Origin of the sequence: Sinorhizobium fredii USDA 205 (assembly GCF_001461695.1) — a bacterium.
Classification (GTDB): domain Bacteria; phylum Pseudomonadota; class Alphaproteobacteria; order Rhizobiales; family Rhizobiaceae; genus Sinorhizobium; species Sinorhizobium fredii.
Genome location: NZ_AUTC01000002.1, coordinates 42,627 through 60,204, shown reverse-complemented (window position 1 = coordinate 60,204; position 17,578 = coordinate 42,627). Strand labels below are relative to the sequence as shown.

Here is a 17,578-nt window from a genome sequence, read left to right as displayed (position 1 = left end):
TTTTGCGGCAGGACAGTCGCCGCAGGACGAGCACCGCCCGAGTGCAATCTTGTTGCGGCAGGATGCCTCGGACACTGTCGCTGGCATAACTACTGCGCGGCAGTGAGGCGGTCGCCGAAACGCAACACCTTGTCTGCCGTTGCCGTTCCATCCTCGTAGAGGCTGACGACCTCTTCTGGCAGGAGGCGGCTTGCGTCGGCTGCGCAAACATAATCCCGCATCGTCGTGCCCGTGCACCGTGAGTCGATGTTTGCGGCACCACGACGTGCCACGACATCGTCGAGGTGGACTGTCCTGAAATCGATGCTGTACCTCGCCATCCCGGTCGTGTTCGGAACGGTTTCGTGCAATTGCGCGCCCGAGAACGCGATGATTCCTCCTGGTGGAGGCAGATAGCGCAGCGACCGTTCGTTCAGATCCTGCTGCGGCTTTGGCTGTTCACGGGTATCGCTCTTGACGTGCTGGGCGGCATTCGCGCGGTTTTTGGTGTTCCATTCGTAGTAGTTGTAGATTTCCGAGTTGTTCTTGACCGGGGTGTCGAAGTAGTGCGGATAGAACCCCATCGCGTTGTCTGGGTCGATCGTGTAGATCGGAAGCCACCAGTTGATCTGGCACATCGGCGCTGAATACCAGGTGTCTCGGTGTGGGTGGAAAGCATAAGCGATCCCCGATGACAGGAAATGGGACGGATAAGCCGATCGCATCCTTGGTACGTCGAAATAGAGTTTTTCGAGGTCGATGCCGTGTTCGCACATTATCTGCGGGATCAGCTTCTTGCACTCGGGATGGTGGATGAATGCAGGTTTCGTCTTCGAGAGTACCGCGGCCACTTCTTCCGCCGACAGATGCTCGTGGATCGTCCGAGGATCGTGCGGCGCGAAAGCTTCATCAAGCATGCTTTTCGCAAGCGCGATCAGCGCTTGGGTGTTGGCTGTCGCTGAAAAGATGAAGATATCGCCGGAGTAAAGTCGGCGGCGTCGTTCTTCATCATCCAACTTTGAGTCAATGAAGATGGCTGACATGAATTTCCCCTCCTAAGGTCATTACTGGGATACCGATCGGCCTTCTGCGGCATTGAGCACGACCAATTTCTGAAGCTAGGCGGGCCGCAACTGCAAGAACAGCGTGTCATTCGGCGCAGATGGCTCGACCATTGGGAGGTCTGCCTCATGCCATTGGAGGATCGGGCCAGATTCCAGAACGGAATCGGGGTCATCGAATTGAAGCCGCAGAGCGCCGCCTGATCAGCCTCGTCACCCAAATTCCAGCATAGCTCGTTGCATCGCCCGTCTTACCACCGAGTTCAGACCGACGTCTCACGTTTCAACGATCACTTGGTGCTGTGGCCTGCGGATCCGTCCGACCAGGTATTCAGTTCGTTGAGCCATGCTCACAAACTTGCGTCTGGTGATCTCGTTGGCAGCGATGGTGTCTATGTCAGTCTCTATTGACGGCCAGACACGACGCAGGCGCGCCAAAAACCTGTCGAGGTTCTCGTGTCGAAGAACGATTTGTCGCAGACAGCCATAAGAGCACGCGTGTTGGCCCGGTGCGTACGTCGCTGCGAAAACGCCCAACTGAAAAAACAATCAGCGAACGGCCACTTTGGCCTCAATGCCGATGCGCCCGACGGTGGCCCCATGAAAGCGAAAGAGACGAGCGATTTCAGCCGCCGGACGGCCTTCATTCAGCATGCCGATGTATTCAGAGCGCTGATCGGACATCAGTTTCGAGCGACGTCCATCCTTTCGCCCGCGTTCTCGAACTGCCTGTAAACCAGCCATGGTGCGTTGGTTGGGGACAGCGCGCGCAGATTGAGCCGACCGCGCGGAACAAGCCGAACGCATGGTCCGTTTACTTGCGACCTAGGCACCATGAACCGAACCCTGGTAGAACGATAAAGCCTCTGTGTTACTGCAAGTGCACACGCTAGGCTTCGTTATGCGCGCGGGCTAAACGAAATCATCCGCGGAGCCTCGTATGGAAGACTTCCTCCTGTTCGCGGTGGTCGGGTTTCTGGCCCAGGCCGTCGATGGTGCTCTCGGAATGGCCTATGGCGTGATCTCATCGACCGTGCTCCTCGCCTTCGGCGTGCCGCCGGCGCAAGCCTCGGCATCAGCCCATGCTGCGGAATTGTTCACCACTGCAGCCTCCGGATCGGCCCATCTCTATCACCGCAACATCGACTGGAAACTGTTTCGGCGGCTCGTTCCCTTTGGCGTCGGGGGCGGGATCGTCGGCGCCTTCGTCCTCACCTCGTTTGATGGAGACCAGGTCAAGCCTTTCGTTACAGCCTATCTCGCGACTATCGGGAGCTGGCTGCTGTATCGGTCGTTTCATCGTATTCCGACCAACCCGGTGAAAATGAGAATCGTCGCGCCGCTCGGCGCAACTGCCGGATTCCTCGATGCGGCAGGTGGCGGCGGCTGGGGTCCCGTTGCCACGACCGGCCTGCTCGGCGCCGGCGGACAACCGCGCTTCGTCATCGGCACCGTCAATGCGAGCGAGTTCCTGATTGCGCTTTCGGTGTCGCTGAGCTTCCTCGCCACGATCGTAACCGGCCACTGGGAGCAAGCAGGCGATTTCCCAGGCTACCTGGCATCGGTTGGCGGGCTGATCGCCGGAGGCATTTTGGCGGCGCCGCTGGCCGGTTGGATGGTCAGAACGCTGAAGGAGAAGACACTCCTGCGGCTCGTCGGATCTCTGATCACCCTTCTGGCCGGCTACCAGACGCTCGAGCTGACTGGAGTGCTCTGAAATCCGTGCACTATTTCGCAGGTGAAAGATCGCCAAACACGGTCGGGATCAGTTCCGATACCGTCGGATGGATGTGCATCGCGCGGCTGATCGTCGTATAGGGCCGCTTCGCATACATCACGTCGAGGATGCTCTGGATTGCCTCGTCACCGCTGGTACCGAGGATCGAGGCGCCGAGGATTTCCTTCGTGTCAGCATCGACGATCACCTTCATGAAGCCCAACGTCTCGCCCTTCTCGACGGCCCGCCCGACGCGCGTCATTGGCCGGGTGCCGATCAGGAGCTTGCGGCCGCTTTGGCGCGCCTCGGTTTCGGTCATGCCGGCCCGGCCGAGCGGCGGATCGATGTAGAGCGCATAGGCCTGGATGCGGTCGCTGACCCGGCGCGGGTCGTTGTCGAGGAGGTTCGCGGCGACGATTTCGAAATCATTGTAGGAGGTGTGGGTGAAGGCACCGCGGCCGTTGCAGTCGCCCACCGCGAAGATGTGCGGTACATTGGTGCGCAGCATATCGTCGACCTCGATATAGCCGCGCGCGTCGGTCTTGACGCCCGCCTTGTCGAGGCCGAGATCGTCCGTGTTGGGGCGGCGGCCGGTGGCAAGCAGCACTTCGGAGCCAATGACCTCCGGGGCTCCCGAGGTGCAATCCACGCCGGCGGCGACACCGTCGGCGTGGGTGGCGAAGCGGATGCATTCGGCGTTGAGGCGGATCTGAATTCCCTCATTTTCGAGTATGGCACGGATCGCATCCGAGACGTCCGGATCTTCGCGGGCAATCAGGCGCGGGCCCTTTTCGATGACGGTGACCTCGGAGCCGAAGCGCCGGAATACCTGCGCGAATTCGAGCCCGATATAGCTGCCGCCGATGATCACCAGATGCTTGGGCAGGTGATCGAGCTCCATGATCGAGCTGTTGGTGAGACAGGAAACCTGGTCGATCCCCGGAAAATCCGGGATCGCGGCGCGCCCACCGACGTTGAGGAAAATCTGTTCGCCCGAAATCCGTTCGTCGCCGACACTGATTTCGGTCGGGCTCTCGAAGCGCGCGTGGCCCTCGAGCACCGTGCAGTTCGTCATGCCCTTCAGCCAGGACTCGACGCCTGTACGGGAGTCCAGCGTCACCTTCTCCTTGCGCGCCATGACCCGAGCGAAATCGACGGACACCGGACCGGTCGTCATACCGTATTCCGCCCCGCTGCGGGCCGTGTGGATGGCATAGGCGCTCGCAACCATCGCCTTGGTCGGCATGCAGCCGGTGTTCACGCAGGTACCGCCGAAGAGCTTGCGCTCGACGAGCGCCACGGATTTACCGACTTCGGTCAGACGTCCGGCGAGCGACGGCCCCGCCTGGCCGGCGCCGATGATGATCGCGTCGAAGTGCCTGGTCATGATGACACCACCCAAAGCGCCAGCAGAATGGCGACAAGATCTTCGAGGAGGGCGATCGGCAGGTCCTTGCCGCCGATCGCCGCAACGAGCCGCTTGCGTGCTTCATAGCCGCCAAGCGTGCCGATGATCGCACCGATGATTCCGGCAATCGCGCCGCCGATCAAGGAGCCTCCGGCGGTACCGATGACCGCGCCGCAAAAGCCCCCACTGACGATCCGGGCGCCGAATTGCTGCGGCACCTTGCGGCTCGGCGTGCTCGGCAACTGATCGGTGACGTATTCGACGAGCGCCAGGAGACCGAAAATATAAGGCGTGAAGCGATAGCCCATGAAGGCCGCCCAGCTGTTGGCGACCGGCAGCCAGCCGGCCGCGGCAGCGATGCTGACGGCTGCCGGCGCGGTCATCACCCGCAAGCCCGCTACCACGCCGATCAGAAGCGCAAGAAAATAGACGGACATCCCCATCCCCGAACTCTGCTTTTCAAGAACTGCGCGGGCGACCGCCGCGCAAACGCGGCTGATTTGCAGCCGCCTCGGACATGCTGGCTTTCTGAAAGAAGTATTGCCGATCGACTATTGTAGGCCTCAGGATCGCGCGCTGTGAGGCGGACCCCAGGAGGAGAGTGACCGACTTCGCCGTCGTTTGCAACCTAGTGGTACGTAAGTCCCTGTGCGGCCGTTGCTCTGTTCTTTGTGGAAGCCTGACATATATGGATGCTCTAACCGGACGCAGCGGAAAGCCGTGCCGGCCGCGGGATCAATTGAGGGAGACAATCATGCGCCTGACCCTGATGAAGACATGTATCGGTACCGCTCTGGCCTTTGCGCTTGCCTGCGGCGCGGCCCGGGCCGATGTCGTTGTCTCCTCCAAGATCGACACGGAGGGCGGCGTTCTCGGCAACATCATTCTCACCGTGCTGAACGCCAACAACATCAAGACCACGGACCGCGTCCAACTTGGCGCCACTCCCGTCGTTCGCAAGGCGATCACTGCCGGTGAAATCGACATCTATCCGGAGTATACCGGTAACGCCGCTTTCTTCTTCGAAAAGGCTGATGATCCGGCCTGGAAGGATGCCGCCAAAGGCTATGAACTGGCGAAGAAGCTCGACTACGATGCCAACAAGATCGTTTGGCTGACACCGTCGCCGGCCAACAACACTTGGGCGATCGCGCTGCGCAAGGAGGTGGTCGAGAAGAACAGCCTCAAGACGCTTTCCGACTTCGGGAAATATGTCAGCGACGGCGGCGAGGTCATCCTGGCGGCGTCTTCCGAATTCGTGAACTCCGCGGCAGCCTTGCCCGCGTTCCAGACCGCCTACGCTTTCACGCTGAAGCCGGAGCAACTGATCACGCTTTCAGGCGGCGATACGGCCGCGACCATTGCTGCGGCCGCCAACCAGACGAACGGTGCCAACGCAGCGATGGTCTACGGCACCGACGGCGGGATTGCGCCCTCGGGGCTCGTGGTCCTCGAGGACGACAAGAACGTCCAGCCGGTCTATCAGCCGACGGCGATCATCCGGGAAGCGGTGCTGAAAGAGAATCCGACGATCGAGACCCTCTTGAAGCCCGTCTTCGAAAAGCTCGATCTCGTCACTCTGCAGGAATTGAATGGCCGCGTGCAGGTCGGCGGCGAACCGGCGAAAGCGGTCGCAGAGGATTTTTTGAAAAAGAACGGCTTCCTGAAGTAACTGACAAGAAAGCGTTGCCGATGCCGATCGGACAACGCGGATATTGCGTCGAGCGGATCATTTCATGGCGATCGGTGTCATCCGAGAAACAGAGCGCAGAACCCTTCCTTTCGACAAGCTCGGCGTGATCATTGCGGCTCTCGCGGTTTACGGCGCGTTTCTCGCGCCCTTCGCGACGTTCCGGGCAAACCGCATCGTCCAGGGCGAGGGAAAAGCGATCCTCGAGGCCTTGCCGACATCGCTCGGCTACGGGCTTCTCGCCCTTGTGGCGTTCGGTACTGTCGTTGCGCTTTTCAAGACATCCGTCCTCGTCCGCATGGCCGCGGCCTTTGCGATCCTCGTTGCGCTGTGCTTTCTGATCGGCAGTGCTGCCGGCAATCTGGTCCCGGCAGACAACGCCTATGCCCGCGTTTCACCGGCTTCCGGCCTCTGGATTCTTGTCTTTGCATTCGCGCTTCTGGTTGCCGATGCGTTGACGCGGCTGAACCCCGGACCCGGCTTGCGGCTTCTTTTCCTGGCCGGGGCTTTGGCGCTCGTCGGGGCAATGCTCGCTACGGGGCGATGGGACGGACTTTCGATACTCAAGGAGTATGCGAGCCGGGCCGACACGTTTTGGGCCGAGGGCGGCCGCCACCTGACGCTGGCGCTCGGATCGCTCGCTGCGGCAACGCTCGTCGGACTGCCGCTCGGCGTTCTCTGCCATCGCGTTGACCGACTGCGTGCGGCCGTGTTGAATGTCCTGAACGCCATCCAGACGGTTCCCTCGATTGCGCTCTTCGGAATTCTGATCGCGCCGCTCGGCTGGGTTGCGGCCCATGTTCCGGGTGCCGAGGCGATCGGCGTGCGTGGTATCGGCGTGGCGCCCGCCTTCGTTGCGCTATTTCTCTATTCACTGCTGCCGGTGGTCGCCAATACCGTCGTCGGGCTCGCCGGCGTGCCGCGCGCCGCAAACGATGCCGCACGCGGCCTCGGCATGACCGAGTGGCAGCGGCTCGTGGCCGTCGAGTTCCCCTTGGCCTTTCCGGTCATCCTTACCGGTATCCGCATCGTGCTCGTCCAGAATATCGGGCTTGCGACCATAGCGGCCCTCATCGGCGGCGGTGGCTTCGGCGTCTTCGTCTTCCAAGGCATAGGCCAGACGGCCATGGATCTCGTGCTGCTTGGCGCGGTTCCGACCGTCGTGCTCGCCTTCACCGCGGCGATCGTGCTTGACGCGCTGATCGAAGTGACGGGTCCGAAACACAGCCGGGGCAAGGCCGCATGATCGAATTCGACGGCGTCACCAAGCGTTACGACGAAACCGTGGTGGTCAGCGACGTGTCGCTGACCGTCATGCCGCATACGATAACCGTCATCGTCGGTACATCGGGCTCGGGAAAGACCACGCTGATCAGGATGGTCAACCGTCTGGTCGAGCCGACCTCCGGCGCGATCCGCATCGACGGCGACGACAATCGTTCAGTGCCGGAATTCGAACTGCGCCGCCGGATCGGTTATGCGATCCAGGGCCACGGGCTCTTTCCGCATCGCACGGTGGCCCAGAACATCGCCACCGTGCCGACGCTGCTCGGCTGGGAGAGGGCGCGGATAAAGGCGAAGGTGGAAGAGTTGCTGACGCTATTCCAACTCGATCCGGATTTCTTCGGACCGCGTTATCCGCATGAACTGTCCGGCGGCCAACAGCAGCGCGTCGGGGTTGCGCGTGCCCTTGCGGCCGAACCGAACCTGCTGTTGATGGACGAGCCCTTCGGCGCCCTCGACCCGATCATCCGCGCCAAGGCGCAAGACGACCTGCTCGCCATCCAGAAGCATTTCGGCACGACGATCATTCTCGTGACCCACGACATGGAGGAAGCTTTCCATCTCGCCGATCGGATCGCCGTCATGGACAAGGGGGAGGTGGTGCAACATGGAACGCCGGCCGAGATGCTGGTGCGACCGGAAACACCTTTCGTCGAGGAACTGATCGGCGCCGCTGAACGGCCGTTCCGCCTGCTGGCCATCGAGACGGCAGGCGATGCGCTCGAGCCAGGCGCGGCCGAGGGCACGCCGATACCGGAGGCACTCAGCCAGCGCGAGGCCCTTTCCGAACTGCTGTGGTCCGGGCGGTCCGCCTTGCCGGTCGCGGCCGCGAATGGCGCCATCATCGGCAAGGTCAGCCTCGATGGCCTCGTGAAACGCGCCGCGAGGCCGCGGTGATGGCGTCGCTGCCCGCGCTTCTACGGCTGACGGTGTTCCTTGCGTTGCTGGCCTTCCTTTTGCAGCCCGGCTGGTTCGAGCCGCTGCTCAAGCCGCTTGTCCAGGAGAATGCCCCAGCGGTCTACAATCGGGGCAGCCTCTTCTGGCTGACGCTCCTCCATCTTCGCACCGTGCTCGCCGCGACAATTGCCGCAACGGTCGTCGCGGTATCGTTGGCGATCCTCGTGACGCGGGAGGCCGGCGCCGAATTCCTGCCGCTGTCGCGCAGCCTCGTGAATATCGGCCAGACTTTCCCGCCGGTGGCGGTGCTGGCGCTCGCGGTCCCGATCTTCGGTTTCGGCGAAAAGCCAACGCTGATTGCTCTTTTTCTCTATGGGCTGCTGCCGATCTTCGAAAATGCCCTGACGGGGCTGACGACACTACCTCCGGCTGTGATCGAGGCGGCCCGCGGCGCCGGCATGACCGAGCGGCAAAGGCTATTGCAGATTGAGCTTCCCCTGGCCTTGCCGGTGATCCTTACGGGCATCCGGCTTTCCGTGGTGATCAGCCTCGCGACGGCGACGATCGGCTCGACCGTTGCCGCCAAGACGCTCGGCGAGGTCATCATCGCCGGGCTGCAGTCGAACAATCTCGCCTTCGTGCTGCAGGGCGGGCTTATCGTTGCGGCGCTCGCGGTGCTGATCCACGATGCACTTCAAGCGCTGGAGCGTGCCCTTGCGGGACGCGCGCACGTCTAGCGCAAAAAGCAGGGTAGCAACGCAATTGTGCCATCCGGTCCATAGCGTTCATGGATTCGCTATGCGTTCAGCCGTCGACATCAGCCGTTGGCCTTGGCCCTTCAATACATCACGGTGTTGAGCGTGACGTAGACAGGCGAACCCGCCTTGACCTTTGTGCTGCCGCGCGCCACCAGCCAGCCATCCGCACGCTCCAAGCGCGCAACGATCCGCAGCGTTGGCGAAGCCATCGAGCTTGCGGGCGCGGACAAGGAAAAGTTGATCGTCTTCGACCCGCCGTCGCTGCTAATGCGTGTTTCCGTGGCGCGACGACCCGCACTGTCCTGAATGGCAGGGTCCTCGAGATAAATCTCGAGATGACCCTTCGGTACAACCGCGCCGCCCTCGAAGGTGACTGCACCGCGAATATCTGTCGGTTGCGCAACGATTGGCCCGGCGACGGCGGCGACAGCCGCAGCTCCGAAGGTCACCAATATTGTGCGGCGGTCGGTCGGGCGCTTCATCACACACTCTCCATGATCGCCCCGCTACTGCATGTTCCTTAAATCCTATCCGATCTAAGGACCATGCAGCAACTCAAAGTGCTGCAGCGACTTTTGCGCGTCTGATAACGCGCGGGCGCTGAAGACCCATGCGGCGGCGGCGTTCCAGCTCAGGTTGTGCCTCGAAAAGAGAAGCCAATTGCAACTGCGTTACCAGGAGGGACGCCCGAAAGCGCCCCCACCTGCGGTCGAGCTAGATGATAATAAAGTCGGCCGCCGAAAGCCTTAAATTTGTGCTCAGCTGAGCGTACTGAATAGCCGCGGTTTCTCCGGCGCCATCGGCGTCATAGGACAGGACGCCGCTATCGGTATCGTAGATGATGCGGTCGTCGGCATCATGAGCGACGCCCGCCGCGCTCCCGTAGAATGCACCCAAGGCGACAGCGCCGTCGGCACCGACGCTGTCAAAGATGAGATTGTCCAGCAGGATCGTGTCGTCGATGACGTTGAAGTCCCTGATCCAGTCGACATTGCCGTTCCCAAGCTCCGTCGAGAAGCGGAATGTGTCCTCTCCTTCGCCGCCGGTGAGCGTGTCGGCCGCCAGACCGCCGTCCAGCAGATCGCTGCCGCCGCCGCCATTGAGCGTGTCGGAACCCGCAACGCCCGGCTGGGCCGGCGCAGGGGGAAATTCGACCGAAACGTTCAACTCATAGGTCGAGCCTGCCGGCACTGCCTCCGCCCAGCCGTCGCCCGGCGCCGTCGGCGACCAGCTGCCTTCCAATATGTAATAGGTTCCGGTCTCCTGAGCGACGAATACCAGACTTGAATCCCGGTTGCTTGTAGAGCCGGGGTCGCCGCCGCCATCATCGTTCTGAGCGACAATGTTGCCGGCGCTGTCGAGCAGCCTGACCCAACTGTCATGGACATTCGGATCGGCAATTCCGTCAATGTCTATCGTAATGACCGTACCGGCAGCCAGATCGACCTTGTAATATCCGCCCTGGCCGTTTCCGGTGGCGTTAACGGTCGTGTGAAGGACCGTCGTCGAATCGAAGATATCGGGGTCGCTGGTGAGGGAAAAATTGTTGGAGATGTCGAACGCGGCTGCGATCGAGTTGTTCGTCGCGTCCGGCCCCAGCGTTGCGTAGCCGGTTCCCATGCCCGGGCGTGGCGGCACATCGCCCTGATAGGCGAAATCGCCGTGCAGGGTGTCATCGCCGCGGCCGCCGTCGAGCGCGTCGTTCCCGCCCTGTCCAGTCAATACATTGGCTGCGCCGTTGCCGGCCAGTCGGTCGTTGAATCCCGAACCTGCAAGGTTTTCGATGGAGACATATCTATCTCCGCCGGACCTGCTTGCCGCGAGACTGAGCCTGACGCCGCTCGTTGCATCGGCGTAGTCTGCCGTGTCGCTGCCGGCACCGCCGTTCAATCTGTCCGCGCCGCCGCCGCCGGTCAGCGTGTCGTCGCCGGCTCCGCCGGAGAGCGCATTGGCAAGCGCATTGCCGATGAGATGGTCATCATGAGATGAACCGACTGCATTTTCAAAGCCCGCAAGTATATCGTGCCGGATGGCTGCGCCTCGCCCGACGATTTGCACCGGACCATCCCCGTCGCCCCCGGTGGCCGTGCCGTTGGCAAGATCGATCGTCACACCGTCAGGGCTACCCGCGTAGACAACCGTGTCAACACCGGAACCGCCGTCCAGATAGTCTTGACCGGCGCCCCCGATGATCGTGTCGTTGCCGGCTTCGCCATAGAGGATGTCGCCATCGTTGCCGCCATCCAGGATGTCATTGCCGCCGCCGCCATTGAAATAATCCCCGCCGCCCTGGCCCCAGAAATGATTTGCGGCGGCTGTGCCGATGAAGCGGTCGATGCGGTCATCGGAACCAATCAGGTTTTCGATGCTGTAGAACGTGTCACCCGAGGCGGTGCCGCCGCTGGCGACATTCGTGGCGAGGTTGACGAGGAGTTGGAAGGGGCTTTCCTTGCTGAAATCGACCGTGTCGACGCCCGCGCCGCCCCTGAATATATCCACACCGTCCTGGCCGCTCAGGGTGTCGTCGCCGTCGCCGCCGTCAAGAATATCGTTGCCCTGGCCGCCAAGAATGGTGTCGTTGCCGCCGCCGCCGTAGAGCGTGTCGTTGCCATCATCGCTTTCGGTCTGGTCCTCAAGGTCCTCGACATCGATCGTGTTGTTGATGTCGCGGCTGGCGAGCGAGTCGCGGCCGCCGATGATCAGGTCGTCGCCTCCCTGGCCGAAAATCGTGTCGTCGCCGGCACCGCCGTCAAGCGCATCGTTTCCGTCGCTGCCGAAGATGATGCTGGTCATCGTGTTGTCGCCAACGCTGGGCGGGGTCTCGCCGCCACCGTTGCCAGGCTGGGTCGTCGACTCATCGGCGTAGATGATGTTTTCGACGTTGGCGATTTTCCTGATTTTCAGGTGCCTGGACAGGAGGATGACCGTGTCGTTGCCGCCGTTTGCCTCCTCGCGAACGATGTCCTCCAATGAATCGACGAAATAGATATCGTCGCCGCCGTTGCCAGCCATACGGTCGCCGCCGCCGCGGCCGTCGAGCGTGTTGGCGCCATCGTTGCCGATCAGGATGTCGTCATAGCTGCTGCCGATGCCGTTCTCGACGTGATAGTCGGTCCGATCCGCGTTGTGTCCGGCGAAGATCGACACATTGTTGCTATGGCCGTTGACGCTGGAGAACTGTCCGGGGCGCAAGTCAAGGATCGTACCCGCCGTCGAGCCGGAAAAGTCGATCGTGTCGGTTCCGCCGGTGTCATGGATCGCAAAGCCGATGTCATGCTGCATGCCGGAGGAGGTAAGCTGGTAGCCATACTGCGTGCTCCCGAAGCCGTAGACATTGTCCCCCGTGTTGAGATCGATGTGCTGATAGGTGCGCACTCCATTCTCGTCGACGGTCGAGAAAAAGCGGCGAATGACGGCCTCGATGTCGGCCATCAGCGGCGTCGACGCAGACCAGCGGCTGGTTTCGCCGACATCGATCCCATCGAAATAGGACATGACGCTGTATTGCTGGCGGTCATAAGTCCAGGTCGCATTGTTCAGATAGTTGATCTGCACACCGCCGGGACCGCTGTAATTGTAGAGACCCGGATGGTTCAGGCCGAATTCATGGCCGAATTCATGGATGAAGGAATCGAAGACATAACCGCCGATATCCGTCTGGTTGGGTTCCGTGTCGTGGAAACGCTGACCGATACTGACATAACGATTGCTCGAATAGGCGCTGCCATCGTCCTCCTCGCCGAGTTCGGGGCTGACAACCTCCATCCAGTCCGTTGTGCTGTCGAACGGCGCGTCGTCGACGATCTCGAATTTCAGAGGGGTGACAGACGCCCACATCTGTAAGGCGCCGATCGCGGCGGCTTTGTACTCCGGGTGGTCGTTGAGCTCGTAGACGTTGATCCTTAGCGTTCCCGCCGCGATCTCCGGCGTCAGGCTGCGGGGCAATGCCCCAAGATAGCCGAGAAAGGACTCATAATCCTCACTCTTGCCATAAGGGTTGTCCGGCGTCTGATCGTTGACCCACCATTCGTCGCTCGTCTGGCTTGGATTGGGCATCGTGAGGTTCCCTCTCTGACGATTGTGCACAGTTACGGCTATACCGCTCTGCAGCTGCCAATTTTCCACACGCGTCGCGTGTGCCTGCCTGCCAGCCCCGTACCCCTTCCCAGATAATGTTATTGCAACCTTTGATTTGTCACCCCCACAAAGACGGGGGTAACGTCACGTAAGCGATGGAAGCGGCGGCCGCCCTGGTGCGGAACCATAGCTGCGGCCGACCGGCTCTCGGCCTCTGCCGGCTACTTCCACGACGCCGATGTTGGCAGCGTGGACCGGCGCGATGGCGGCAGTCGAAGGCAGCTACGTTGCAAGAGGTGTTTCATGAAATAGGTCCTCCACCCTTAGCCTTGCATCGGCCCCATGTGGATCTGCGACGGCGACTACGCGCAACAGCCGCGGTCTGCGGAGAAGGCCCGCCACCATCGCTATCCTCATTACAGTTGTCATGAAAATGAATTTCACATTCTCCCGGAATGTTCGGATTTTTGTTGACGCGTTGAAAATTCTATCCCAGTCTACGAAAATAAATTACGAAACGGGAACAGCGTCAGTATGAAGGTCGGGATAATCGGACTCGGATTCCGTCTCGGATATCTGGGCTATGTCTTCAGGGCGATCGACGAAAGCTTCGAGATCGCGGGTTATGTCGACCCGGCTCCCGCCGGCCTTGCCACGCTTTCGGAAAACGGCATTTCCGCAGGAATGGCCTATCCCACGCCCGAGGAACTGATTGCCGGCGAGAAGCTCGACCTCTTGATGATCGGCTCGCCCAATCACATGCATCTCGACCATATCCGCATCGGTCTCGAGGCGGGGCTCAAGGTCTTCTGCGAAAAGCCGATCGTCAGCACGATCGAACAGAGCGTTGACCTTGCCGTGCTTCTGGCGAAGCACGGCCACGACCGGCTGATGGTCGGCCTCGTGCTGCGCTATGCGCCGATGTATCGCGATCTGCGCGCCGCCCAGGCGGCGGGAACGCTCGGCGAGATCGTTTCGATCGAAGCGGCCGAGCATATCGAGCCCTACCATGGTGCATTCTTCATGCGCGACTGGCGCCGCTACGGACGCTATGCCGGCAGCTTCATGCTCGAGAAATGCTGCCACGACCTTGACCTCTACAACGGCGTCGTCGGGGCGCGGCCGGAACGCGTGGCAAGTTTCGGCGGCCGCAAGAGCTTTACCCCCGCCAATGATCCGGCCCGCGACGGCGTCAACGACCTCCAGCTTTTCCATCGCAAGCCGAGCGGCTGGCTGGGTTCCGACAAGGTCTTCGACAGCGACGGAGACATCATCGACTATCAGGTCGCGATCATCGAATACGCCAACGGCGTGGCGATGAACTTCCACACCAACCTCAACGTTCCGGACCAGTTCCGCCGCTTCTGCGTGATGGGATCGCGCGGCATGGCGGAAGGCGATTTCATTCGCGGCTATCTCGACGTCCACGAGATGCTCTCCGGCCGGAAGGTGGTCGAGAAGCGCTACGCCAAGGAGACGGCGCTCTCGCAGCACTATGGTGCGGACGAGCAGATGGCGGCCGAGATCATTGCCCACGTCAAGCACGGCGGCCCGCTGCCGGTATCGCCGCTCGACGCGCTCGAAGCCGGCATTCTTGCGCTCTCCATGGACGAGGCGCGTCTGAAGCGAACCGTCGTCGACCTGCGCCTGCTATGGGACCGCTTCGACGAAGCCCTGCACGCCCGCGCGGCCTGAAGGGGGAGGGGCATGAGTGTTCGCAGCAGCACCGTCATCTTCGCCTGGATCCTGCTATTTCCGGCCGTGCTCTACGTAATGGTGATCGTCGCCTATCCGCTGGTGGATACGTTCATCCTGTCGTTCACGGATGCCTCGCTGAAGAAGACGACCAAATGGGTCGGTACCGCAAACTACGACAAGATTTTCAATGCCACCTTTGCGGAAGTGATCCTTCGTACCTTCGTCTGGACCGCTTTTTCCGTGGCGATCAAGATGATCATCGGCACCTTCGGCGCGGTGATGCTGAACGCCGCCGTGCCGGGCCGGTCGCTGTTCCGGGTGCTCACCATGCCGCCCTGGATCGTGCCGATGGCGATCGGCATCTTCATGTGGGGCTGGATGTATAACGGCCAGTTCGGAATGATCTCCGGCATGCTGCAGAACTGGGGTCTGGTCGACGGACCGGTCGCCTTCCTTGCCCATGGCTCCACCGCATTCTGGGCGACGATCATCACCGACGTCTGGATCGGCGTGCCCTTGGTGACGCTCTACATGCTCGCCTCGATGCAGGCGATCCCGCAGGACCTCTACGAGGCCGCCTGGACGGATGGGGCAGGGCGCTTCTATCGCTTCCGCCGCATCACCCTGCCGCTGCTCGTTCCGTCGATGATCACCATGTCGATGCTGTCGCTGATCGCCACCTTCAACTCCTTCGACATCATCTGGATCCTGACGCAGGGCGGCCCGAACGGCGACACGACGACGATGATCATCGACACCTACCGCACCGCGATCGGCTCGAAGAAATACGGTGAAGGGGCGGCGCGCGCCGTGCTGATCTGCATCTTCCTGTCGATCTTCTGCATCGCCTATTTCCGCGTCACGCACCGCCTTGCCTCGGGAGAGAGCCGATGAGCCAGCCCGCCATGATCAACCGCTATCGCTGGTACGAACTCGTCGGCATCTATGCGGGCATCTTCGTTTTCCTGAGTTTCATCCTCTCGCCCTTCGTCGAAGGGTTCCTCGTGTCGCTGAAGCCGCTCGGTCTCCTGTTCTCCTCGCCCTATCGCTTCTGGCCGGAGAACGGATCCTTCGAGGCCTATAGGACCATGTGGGTGAGCGTGCCGGGCTTTGCCCGCTACATCTTCAATTCCTTCTTCATCTCGACGATCGTCACGGCGGTCGTGCTGGTGCTGGTCGTGCCATCGGCCTACGCCTTTGCCCGATTCAAGTTCCGCGGCAGCGGCGCTCTTCTCGCCGCCTTCCTGGCGGTCAACATGTTTTCCGGCGCCGTGCTGCTTATCCCGCTGTTCCGGCTGATGCGCAGCTTCGGCGTGCTCAACACCTATTTCGCGATGATCGTGCCGGGCGTCGCCTTCCTTATTCCCTCGGGTATCTGGCTGCTGCGCACCTACATGATGCGCATCCCCCGGGAGCTTGACGAAGCTGCCTTCGTCGACGGGGCGAGCCACTTCTACACGCTGCGCCGGGTGATTCTGCCGATCGCCATGCCGGGCATCACCGTCGTCGCGATCACCACCTTCATTGGTTCCTATGCCCAGCAATTCATCTTCGCGCTGACCTTCAACTCGAAGACCGAATACATGCCGCTGCCGATTGGGCTCTACGCCTATTTCGGCCGGCAGGAAGTGATCTGGAACGAGCTGATGGCGGCTAGTTTCGTCGGCATTGCGCCGGCCGTCATCCTCATCTTCCTGATGCAACGCTATCTCGTCGCGGGTCTGACCGCCGGCGCCGTGAAACAGTAACCGCAACAACGAGCTCACAAGCGAGGGGAATAACCATGACAAAGCATGCCTCATTGATTGCCGGAACTTTCGCGCTTCTCGCCACAACCGCACTGCCGGTCCTGGCCGATACGGAAATCACCTTCCTTGCCTGCGGCGACAAGATGCAGCCGGCGCATGCCGATTTCATCAAGAAATGGGAAGAGGCCAATGCCGGCTACAAGATCGTCTCGGAAGTGGTCGGCTGGGGCCAATGCCAGGACAAGGTGACGACGCTCGCCGCGTCGGGAACGCCGGTGGCGCTCGCCTATGTCGGCTCACGCACGCTCAAGGAATTTGCCGACAATGAACTGATCGTGCCGGTCCCCTTCACCGAAGAGGAGAAGAAATCCTACTACCCCTTCATCATAGACACGGTGACGACCAGCGGCAAGCAATGGGGCGTCCCGGTCGCCTTCTCCACCAAGTCGCTCTACTGGAACAAGGCGCTCTTCAAGCAGGCCGGTCTCGATCCGGAAAAGCCGCCGCAGACGTGGGCGGAAGAACTCGAATACGCCAAGATCATCAAGGAGAAGACCGGCACTCCTGGCTTCGGCGTGGTCGCCAAGACCTTCGACAACACCATGCACCAGTTCCTGCATTGGGTTTATACGAACAACGGCTCGGTGATCGACGCCAGCGGCAACATCACCTTCGACAGCAAGGAGAACCTCGAGGCGCTGACGGCGCTGAAGGACATCGTTCCCTATGCCGAAGAGGGGCCGACCTCCTATGAGCAGAACGAGGTGCGGGCGATCTTTCTGGACGGCAAGCTCGGCATGATCCATGCGTCGGTCGGTGCGGTGAACCGCCTCAAGGAAACGAAGATCGACTGGGGTGTCGCGCCGCTGCCGCTCGGGCCGAGCGCCAAGGGACCGGGCACGCTGCTGATCACCGACAGCCTTGCCGTCTTCAGCGGCACCGGCGTCGAAGAAAAGGCGATCGAATTCGCCAAATTCCTGACCAACGCCGAGAACCAGCCGATCTACGAGGCCCAGGAAGGCCTGACGCCGCTGCGTCCGGGCAAGGCGGTGGACGATATGGTTGCAGCCAACCCCTACTGGAAGCCGTTCATCGACGGCATCTCCTTCGGCGGGCCGGAGCCGCTCTTCACCGACTATAAGGGCCTTCAGAACACGATGATCGAGATGGTCCAGTCGGTTGTCACCGGCAAGGCCGAACCGGCGGATGCCCTGAAGAAGGCGGCTGCCGACCTCGAACAGTACAAGTAGGCTCAACGGGA

Annotated in this window: 15 protein-coding genes; 10 read left to right on the top strand and 5 right to left on the bottom strand. The window is 61.4% G+C overall.

Translation table 11 applies throughout. The features are described from left to right. Nucleotides 1-89: 89 nt before the first annotated feature. Nucleotides 90-1,022, bottom strand: a complete 933-nt coding sequence (locus tag N181_RS01640) for a hypothetical protein (protein WP_037430443.1) — start codon at nucleotides 1,020-1,022, stop codon at nucleotides 90-92. A gap of 474 nt (nucleotides 1,023-1,496) precedes the next feature. Between N181_RS01640 and N181_RS32775 the strand changes: the two genes are divergently transcribed. Further along, nucleotides 1,497-1,775, top strand: coding sequence for a hypothetical protein (locus N181_RS32775; protein WP_141322079.1), 279 nt, complete (start codon nucleotides 1,497-1,499; stop codon nucleotides 1,773-1,775). 205 nt (nucleotides 1,776-1,980) lie between these two features. After that, the gene (locus N181_RS01630) at nucleotides 1,981-2,757 is read left to right on the top strand and encodes a sulfite exporter TauE/SafE family protein (RefSeq protein ID WP_037430446.1); all 777 of its coding nucleotides are present in this window, start codon (nucleotides 1,981-1,983) and stop codon (nucleotides 2,755-2,757) included. A 10-nt stretch (nucleotides 2,758-2,767) separates the two neighbouring features. Here the strand turns inward: N181_RS01630 and N181_RS01625 are convergent, their stop codons facing one another. Further along, the gene (locus tag N181_RS01625; protein ID WP_037430461.1) at nucleotides 2,768-4,144 is read right to left on the bottom strand and encodes an FAD-containing oxidoreductase; all 1,377 of its coding nucleotides are present in this window, start codon (nucleotides 4,142-4,144) and stop codon (nucleotides 2,768-2,770) included. Beyond that, nucleotides 4,141-4,602, bottom strand: coding sequence for a membrane protein (locus N181_RS01620; RefSeq protein ID WP_037430447.1), 462 nt, complete (start codon nucleotides 4,600-4,602; stop codon nucleotides 4,141-4,143). The genes N181_RS01625 and N181_RS01620 overlap by 4 nt, the downstream gene beginning before the upstream one ends. Before the next feature lie 317 nt (nucleotides 4,603-4,919). On the opposite strand from N181_RS01620, the gene osmF reads away from it, so the two are divergent. The 4 genes from osmF to N181_RS01600 all read left to right on the top strand — a co-directional run bounded on the left by osmF (nucleotide 4,920) and on the right by N181_RS01600 (nucleotide 8,773). Next, complete coding sequence (gene osmF, locus N181_RS01615; protein ID WP_037430449.1) at nucleotides 4,920-5,837, top strand: glycine betaine ABC transporter substrate-binding protein OsmF; 918 nt, start codon at nucleotides 4,920-4,922, stop codon at nucleotides 5,835-5,837. A 64-nt stretch (nucleotides 5,838-5,901) separates the two neighbouring features. After that, nucleotides 5,902-7,101, top strand: coding sequence for an ABC transporter permease (locus N181_RS01610; protein WP_050994611.1), 1,200 nt, complete (start codon nucleotides 5,902-5,904; stop codon nucleotides 7,099-7,101). Beyond that, on the top strand, nucleotides 7,098-8,036 hold the full coding sequence (locus N181_RS01605; protein ID WP_037430450.1) for an ABC transporter ATP-binding protein: 939 nt from the start codon (nucleotides 7,098-7,100) through the stop codon (nucleotides 8,034-8,036). Before N181_RS01610 ends, N181_RS01605 begins: the two co-directional genes overlap by 4 nt. Next, nucleotides 8,036-8,773, top strand: coding sequence for an ABC transporter permease (locus N181_RS01600; protein WP_080579061.1), 738 nt, complete (start codon nucleotides 8,036-8,038; stop codon nucleotides 8,771-8,773). The genes N181_RS01605 and N181_RS01600 overlap by 1 nt, the downstream gene beginning before the upstream one ends. A gap of 101 nt (nucleotides 8,774-8,874) precedes the next feature. Here the strand turns inward: N181_RS01600 and N181_RS01595 are convergent, their stop codons facing one another. Both N181_RS01595 and N181_RS01590 read right to left on the bottom strand, forming a co-directional pair. Next, entirely contained in the window at nucleotides 8,875-9,276 is a 402-nt protein-coding gene (locus N181_RS01595; protein WP_037430454.1) for a hypothetical protein, read from the bottom strand. 232 nt (nucleotides 9,277-9,508) lie between these two features. Beyond that, nucleotides 9,509-12,850 (bottom strand): M10 family metallopeptidase C-terminal domain-containing protein, encoded by a 3,342-nt coding sequence (locus N181_RS01590; RefSeq protein ID WP_060563209.1) that lies wholly within the window; start codon nucleotides 12,848-12,850, stop codon nucleotides 9,509-9,511. Nucleotides 12,851-13,405: 555 nt separating this feature from the next. Between N181_RS01590 and N181_RS01585 the strand changes: the two genes are divergently transcribed. From N181_RS01585 to N181_RS01570, 4 genes are read left to right on the top strand one after another with little or no spacing between them, the layout of a single operon-like run. Continuing rightward, on the top strand, nucleotides 13,406-14,566 hold the full coding sequence (locus N181_RS01585; RefSeq protein WP_037430470.1) for a Gfo/Idh/MocA family protein: 1,161 nt from the start codon (nucleotides 13,406-13,408) through the stop codon (nucleotides 14,564-14,566). Nucleotides 14,567-14,578: 12 nt separating this feature from the next. Beyond that, nucleotides 14,579-15,463: a carbohydrate ABC transporter permease gene (locus N181_RS01580; RefSeq protein ID WP_037430471.1), complete on the top strand. Its 885-nt coding sequence runs from the start codon at nucleotides 14,579-14,581 to the stop codon at nucleotides 15,461-15,463. Then, nucleotides 15,460-16,317 (top strand): carbohydrate ABC transporter permease, encoded by an 858-nt coding sequence (locus N181_RS01575; protein WP_037430474.1) that lies wholly within the window; start codon nucleotides 15,460-15,462, stop codon nucleotides 16,315-16,317. Before N181_RS01580 ends, N181_RS01575 begins: the two co-directional genes overlap by 4 nt. A gap of 35 nt (nucleotides 16,318-16,352) precedes the next feature. Next, entirely contained in the window at nucleotides 16,353-17,567 is a 1,215-nt protein-coding gene (locus N181_RS01570; protein ID WP_037430476.1) for an ABC transporter substrate-binding protein, read from the top strand. Nucleotides 17,568-17,578 lie beyond the last annotated feature (11 nt).

Excerpts from the sequence above, each read along its gene's own strand:
- N181_RS01640 (WP_037430443.1), bottom strand. The coding sequence starts at position 1,022 with ATGTCAGCCATCTTCATTGACTCAAAGTTGGATGATGAAGAACGACGC.
- N181_RS01630 (WP_037430446.1), top strand. The coding sequence starts at position 1,981 with ATGGAAGACTTCCTCCTGTTCGCGGTGGTCGGGTTTCTGGCCCAGGCC.
- N181_RS01625 (WP_037430461.1), bottom strand. The coding sequence starts at position 4,144 with ATGACCAGGCACTTCGACGCGATCATCATCGGCGCCGGCCAGGCGGGG.
- N181_RS01620 (WP_037430447.1), bottom strand. The coding sequence starts at position 4,602 with ATGTCCGTCTATTTTCTTGCGCTTCTGATCGGCGTGGTAGCGGGCTTG.
- osmF (WP_037430449.1), top strand. The coding sequence starts at position 4,920 with ATGCGCCTGACCCTGATGAAGACATGTATCGGTACCGCTCTGGCCTTT.
- N181_RS01610 (WP_050994611.1), top strand. The coding sequence starts at position 5,902 with ATGGCGATCGGTGTCATCCGAGAAACAGAGCGCAGAACCCTTCCTTTC.
- N181_RS01605 (WP_037430450.1), top strand. The coding sequence starts at position 7,098 with ATGATCGAATTCGACGGCGTCACCAAGCGTTACGACGAAACCGTGGTG.
- N181_RS01600 (WP_080579061.1), top strand. The coding sequence starts at position 8,036 with ATGGCGTCGCTGCCCGCGCTTCTACGGCTGACGGTGTTCCTTGCGTTG.
- N181_RS01595 (WP_037430454.1), bottom strand. The coding sequence starts at position 9,276 with ATGAAGCGCCCGACCGACCGCCGCACAATATTGGTGACCTTCGGAGCT.
- N181_RS01590 (WP_060563209.1), bottom strand. The coding sequence starts at position 12,850 with ATGCCCAATCCAAGCCAGACGAGCGACGAATGGTGGGTCAACGATCAG.
- N181_RS01585 (WP_037430470.1), top strand. The coding sequence starts at position 13,406 with ATGAAGGTCGGGATAATCGGACTCGGATTCCGTCTCGGATATCTGGGC.
- N181_RS01580 (WP_037430471.1), top strand. The coding sequence starts at position 14,579 with ATGAGTGTTCGCAGCAGCACCGTCATCTTCGCCTGGATCCTGCTATTT.
- N181_RS01575 (WP_037430474.1), top strand. The coding sequence starts at position 15,460 with ATGAGCCAGCCCGCCATGATCAACCGCTATCGCTGGTACGAACTCGTC.
- N181_RS01570 (WP_037430476.1), top strand. The coding sequence starts at position 16,353 with ATGACAAAGCATGCCTCATTGATTGCCGGAACTTTCGCGCTTCTCGCC.